Here is a 4,755-nt window from a genome sequence, read left to right as displayed (position 1 = left end):
GGATCGAGGCCACGCTGGCCGTGCGCCGGGCCGCCCGTACCTGGCCGCGCCTGGAACGGCTGCTCGACAGCGCCGTCCCCGACGAGCTCGCGCTCACCGACGGCGACGTCGAGCAGTTGCTCGCCGGCGCCGCCGAACGCCTGGCCGCCGCCGGCGTCGAGGTGCACTGGCCCAAAGCCCTGGTACGCGGCCTGAGTGCGCGAGCCGTCATCGGCGAGCGCGACACCAAGCCGTCCGACCTGCCGTCGTTCCTCGGCGGGCAGCACCTGACCAGCTTCAACTGGCAGCTCGCACTCGGCGGCGAGCGCCTGAGCGCGGCCGAGATGGACCGGCTCGCCGAGGCCCACCGCCCGGTGGTACGGCTGCGCGACCAGTGGGTTCTTATCGACCCCGACCTGGCCCGCAAGGCCCGGCAGCGCGACCTCAAGCCCCTGACCGGCATCGAGGCGCTGGGCGCGGCCCTGACCGGCGCGGTCGAGGTTGAGGGCGAGCAGGTCGCCGTGGAGCCCACCGCCTGGCTGCGCGAGCTGCGCGAACGCCTGGCCGAACCCGCCGACGCCGGCCCTCCGGAAGGGCTGGCGGCGACACTGCGCGACTACCAGCTGGCCGGGCTGCGCTGGCTGGCCCAGATGACCTCGCTCGGGCTGGGCGGCTGCCTGGCCGACGACATGGGCCTGGGCAAGACGATCACGCTGATCGCCCTGCACCTGCACCGCGCCGGCGACAGGGCCGGCGACGGGGCCGGGCCCACGCTCGTGGTCTGCCCGGCCTCGCTGCTGGGCAACTGGGAGCGGGAGATCGCCAAGTTCGCGCCGGGCGTGCCGGTGCGCCGCTTCCACGGGGCGCAGCGCACGCTGCCCGACGAGGGGTTCCTGCTGACCACGTACGGCACCATGCGCCTGGACGCGGCCCGCCTGGCCGCGCACCCGTGGGGCCTGGTGGTGGCCGACGAGGCCCAGCACGTCAAGAACCCCGCCTCCGGCACCGCCAAGGCGCTGCGCGAGATCCCGGCCGCGGCGCGCGTCGCGCTGACCGGCACCCCCGTGGAGAACAACCTGTCGGAGCTGTGGGCCATCCTCGACTGGACCACGCCGGGGCTGCTGGGCCCGCTGGGCAGGTTCAGGGCGCGGTGGGCCAAACCGGTCGAGTCCGGCGACGGCGAGGCGGCCGAACGCCTGTCGCGGCTGGTGGGGCCGTTCCTGCTGCGGCGGCGTAAGAGCGATCCCGGCATCGCGCCGGAGCTGCCGCCCAAGACCGAGACCGACCGACCGGTCGCGCTCACCACCGAGCAGGCCGGCCTGTACGAGGCCGTCGTCCGCGAGAGCATGGCCCAGATCGCCGACGCGAGCGGCATGGCCAGGCGCGGCCTGATCGTCAAGCTGCTGACGGGCCTCAAGCAGATCTGCAACCACCCCGCCCAGTACCTGCACGAGGCCGCGCCGCGCCTGGCCGGCCGCTCGGGCAAGCTGGAGCTGCTGGACGAGCTGGTCGACACCATCGTGGCCGAGGACGGCGCGGTGCTGGTGTTCACCCAGTACGTCACCATGGCCCGCCTGCTGGAACGCCACCTGACCGCCAGGGGCGTGGCCATCCAGCTGCTGCACGGCGGCACCCCGGTCGCCCGCCGCGAGGAGATGGTCGAGCGCTTCCAGGAGGGCCGGGTGCCGGTGTTCCTGCTGTCGCTCAAGGCCGCCGGCACCGGCCTCAACCTCACCCGCGCCGACCACGTCATCCACTACGACCGCTGGTGGAACCCCGCCGTCGAGGACCAGGCCACCGACCGCGCCTACCGCATCGGCCAGACCCGGCCCGTCCAGGTGCACCGGCTGATCGCCGAGGGCACGATCGAGGACCGCATCGCCGAGATGCTCGGCGCCAAACGCGCGCTGGCCGAGGCCGTGCTGTCCTCCGGGGAAGCCGCCCTGACCGAGCTGACCGACGCCGAACTCGCCGCCCTCGTGGAGCTCAGATGACCGCCGCCCGCGGCTTCGCCGCCTTCCCGCCGCAACGCGCCGGAGCCCGTTTCGCCACCTCCTGGTGGGGTCTGGCCTGGGTCAAGGCCATGGAGGACACCTCGCTGGATCATGGGCTGCTGCGCAAGGGCCGCGCGTACGCCAAGACCGGCCAGGTCGGCCCCATCACCGTCAGCCCCGGCCGCATCGCCGCCGTGACCGAGAGCGAGTACGACACCGTCGTACGCGTCGAGCAGCTCACCGACGCCGCCTGGGAACGTTTCCTCGACCAGGTGGCCGCCAAGAGCGGGCACATCGCGGCCCTGCTCGACCGCGACATGCCGCACGACCTGGTGGAGGCCGCCGAGGACGCCGCCGTGCCGCTGCTGCCGGCCGTCGGCGACCTGGAGCCGGAGTGCTCCTGCCCGGACTGGGGGCATCCGTGCAAGCACGCCGCAGCCCTGTGCTACCAGGCGTCGTGGCTGCTGGACGCGGACCCGTTCGTGCTGCTGCTGATGCGCGGGCGCGGCGAGCAGGAGCTGCTGGAGGCGCTGCAGGGGCGCGAGGCCCCGAAGAAGCCGGCCGCGGCCGCGGGGGTTCCGGCGGTGGAGGCGTTCGCGGCGGACGTGGCCGCGCTGCCCGAGCCTCCGCCGGTCGGGGCCGCCTTCGCGCCGCCCGTGCTGGACCCGGCGCCGGGCGTGGACGTGGCCGCCCTGGGGGTGCTCATCGCCTCGGCCGCCTGGCGGGCGCGCGAGGTGCTGCTGCACGGGCGGCTGCCGGAGCTGTCCGAATACCAGGACCGCGTCCGCCTGGCCGCCGAGCACGACCTGGGCCTCGGGCTGGAGGCGCCCGTGCAGGCGTGGCGGTACGGCGGCGCGCACGGCCTGGAGGTGCTCGAGCACGCCTGGACGCCGCCCCGCCAGGATCTGGCCAGGTCGCAGGCCCTGCTGGAGGCCGGTTGGGAGGGCGAGCAGCCGCCGCCGCTGGAGGCCTGGCGCAACCGCTGGACCCTCGGCCCGCTGCAACTGCGCTACGGCCGCGACGGCCGCTGGTACCCCTTCACCCGGGTCGAGGGGGAGTGGTGGCCCGCCGGCCCGCCGGAGCGCGACCCGGCGGCGCTGGTCAGCGGGTGAGCCGTCAGGCGCGGCGGCGGTAGGCGGCCACGGCCAGCGGGGCGAAGACGGCCAGGAACAGCGCGCCGGAGGCCGGCGTCCACCACACCGACGCCCCCGCCGGCCCGCCCAGCATCAGCGCCCTGGAGGCGTTCATGGCGTGGTTGACCGGGTTGATGTCCAGCCAGGCCTGCAGCCAGCCCGGCAGGGTGCTCTTCGGCGTGATCATGCTGGTGCCGAACGTCAGCGGGAACAGCACCATGAACGCCATCCCCTGCACCCCGCCGGGTTCGCGCATCAGCACCCCCAGCAGCACGAACGCCCAGCTCACGCAGAAGGCGAAGAACACCGTCAGCAGGCAGGCCGCCAGCACCTCCAGTGGCCCGGTCCGCGCGCGGAACCCCAGCGCGAAGCCGAACCCGAGCAGCACCGCCACCGCCACCATGAGGAAGATCACGTCGGGGCGGCCGACGAGGCCGGCGGCCAGGTCCAGGCGGCGTCGCATGCCGCCGGAGTACGTGCTCGCGCGCCGGTAGGCGGCCTCGGCCAGGCCGAAGTCCGCCAGCAGCCGGGCGGCCGTGGCCTTGGCGTCCGCGATGCGCAGGTCCAGGAGGCGGCCGATGAGGACGAGGTTCTCGGTGCCGGTCAGGTCCTCGTCGACGGAGGCGTACTGGCCGGTCAGGCCGATGAGGCGGCGCACGCGGGAGGCGTGGCGGACGACGTCCAGGCCGCTGACGGTGGCGCGGCCGGCGTCGGGGCGCAGCAGCGTGGCCAGGATGCGCACGGCGGTGGTCTTGCCGGCGCCGTTGGGCCCGAGCACGCCCAGCACCGTGCCGGGCGGGGCCGAAAGGGCGATGCCGTCCAGGGCGGTGGTCGCGCCGAAGCGTTTGACCAGCCCTTCGGCTTCGAAGGCGTTCATGTGAACCATCCTCGAAGGCGCCGCTGTCAGCGCGCGCACAGATCTCTGTCAGCCGGACAGGACGGCGGCCAGGTCGGCCGCCGGGCCCGGGGGCAGGGCGCCGTGCAGCAGCTCGACGCGGTGCACCAGCCGGGGCGCGGCCAGCGGCACCCCGCGCGCGGCGCCGGACAGGGCGGAGGCGGGCAGCAGGGTCAGGCCGTGGTCGGCGGCGACCAGGTTGAGCACGGTGTGCACGTTGTCCCCGTGATAGTCCAGCCCCACCGGGAACCCGTCGCCCACCAGGTCGCGCAGCCGGGCCAACGGGCACAGCGGGGTCTGCAGCCAGCGGGCGTCCACCAGGTCGGCCAGCGCCAGCGCCGCCCGCCCGGCCAGGGGATGACCGGCGGGCAGGGCCACGACCAGCTCCTCCTCGCTCACCCCGACGGCCGTCATCGGCCCGGCGTCCAGCAGGCGCAGCGGATCGGACGGGGCGGCCAGCCCGTCGGCCAGGCCCAGGTCGGCCCGCCCTTCGGCGACCATCGCGACGGCCTGGTCACGCCCGCAGGTGTGCAGGCTCACCTCCAGGCGCGGGTTCCCGGCACGCGCCCGCGCCAGCCGGGCGGCCACGACGGGGTTGACGGCCAGCGGGGTGGCGGCCAGCCGCAGCCGGTGCCCGGGCCGGGGGGGGGCGCGACGCACGCCGCGGCGGGCGGCGCGTTGGCGCAGAAGACGGGGCCCGGGGTGCTCATGAAGCCGCCGGCGGCCGGCGGGGGGGTCGCCCGGGCGCCGCGGC

4 protein-coding genes are annotated in these 4,755 nt (G+C 75.5%); 2 read left to right on the top strand and 2 right to left on the bottom strand.

Features of this window, described 5'->3' with window-relative positions:
• Together ACWDX9_RS60220 and ACWDX9_RS60215 are read left to right on the top strand one after the other, a co-directional pair.
• The coding region (locus ACWDX9_RS60220; RefSeq protein WP_449972875.1) for a DEAD/DEAH box helicase at positions 1-1,973 on the top strand (1,973 nt) is incomplete at its 5' end.
• Positions 1,970-3,085: an SWIM zinc finger family protein gene (locus ACWDX9_RS60215; protein ID WP_449972873.1), complete on the top strand. Its 1,116-nt coding sequence runs from the start codon at positions 1,970-1,972 to the stop codon at positions 3,083-3,085. The genes ACWDX9_RS60220 and ACWDX9_RS60215, both read left to right, overlap by 4 nt.
• Before the next feature lie 4 nt (positions 3,086-3,089).
• On the opposite strand, the gene ACWDX9_RS60210 is transcribed toward ACWDX9_RS60215, so the two are convergent.
• The gene (locus tag ACWDX9_RS60210; protein ID WP_449972871.1) at positions 3,090-3,983 is read right to left on the bottom strand and encodes an ATP-binding cassette domain-containing protein; all 894 of its coding nucleotides are present in this window, start codon (positions 3,981-3,983) and stop codon (positions 3,090-3,092) included.
• 48 nt (positions 3,984-4,031) lie between these two features.
• The gene (locus ACWDX9_RS60205) at positions 4,032-4,661 is read right to left on the bottom strand and encodes a LysR substrate-binding domain-containing protein (protein ID WP_449972869.1); all 630 of its coding nucleotides are present in this window, start codon (positions 4,659-4,661) and stop codon (positions 4,032-4,034) included.
• Between the last annotated feature and the right edge of the window lie 94 nt (positions 4,662-4,755).

Source organism: Nonomuraea sp. NPDC003201, assembly GCF_053590415.1.
Note: the sequence above shows the minus strand (reverse complement) of the source record. Positions and strands in the feature narration are given on the sequence as shown.